We start from the raw sequence: 720 nt of genomic DNA, 5'->3' as shown, positions 1-720 counted from the left end.
GACCGAGTCAGGACGAGGACCGCAACGCACAGGGCTCCCGCGCCGTTGAGGGAGGTGTTCGAAGTCTCAACCCACCGGCACAGGAGCCCTGTTGGTTCCCCATCCTGCCGCACTCGACCTTCCTCATGCTCTGGTCGAGTGGGTATTCATGCTCATTGTCACCCGTGAGGTGAGGGTGACCGACGCCGCAAGCTGCCGCCTCACCAGCGTGCTCTCCTCGGCCTGGTCTACCTGCGCCGGCACGACCGCTCGCACAGATCGCCGCCGGCTTCGGGATGTCCGTCGGCACTGCCCATGCCCATGCCACAGCCATCGTCGAACACTTGTCCCGCCAGGCGCCCGGACTGCTGCAGGTCCTGCGGGAAGCCGACCCTGATCACGCCCTGCTCGACGGGACGCTCGTTGAGTGTGACCGCGTCGGCGACAGCCGGGCCGACTTCTCGCAGAAGCACCGCCGTCACGGCGTGAGCGTGCAGGTCACGGCCGATCCCACCGGCAACCTGCTGTGAATCTCGCCCGCGCTGCCCGGCCGGGACCTCACCACGACCCAGCGAACAATCAACCGGGCTCTGTCAGCGGCACGAGCACCAGTCAAACGGAAGCATCGCAAGGCCGAAGCCCAGGCGAATCTTCCACAAAGCCCGATGCAGCTCCAACCGCATAACCGCCATCGCCGCAGCCATCCTCACCCTGGAGCGCCCACGCTGAAAATTCTCACTG

1 pseudogene is annotated in these 720 nt (G+C 66.1%); it reads left to right on the top strand.

Annotation, left to right across the window (positions count from 1 at the left end):
• The first annotated feature begins 91 nt into the window (after positions 1-91).
• Positions 92-708, top strand: a pseudogene (locus LUZ64_RS36785) (transposase).
• Positions 709-720 lie beyond the last annotated feature (12 nt).

This window comes from Streptomyces albireticuli, from assembly GCF_021228125.1.
Taxonomy (GTDB): Bacteria; Actinomycetota; Actinomycetes; order Streptomycetales; family Streptomycetaceae; genus Streptomyces; species Streptomyces albireticuli.
This window is presented reverse-complemented; position numbering and strand designations above follow the sequence as displayed.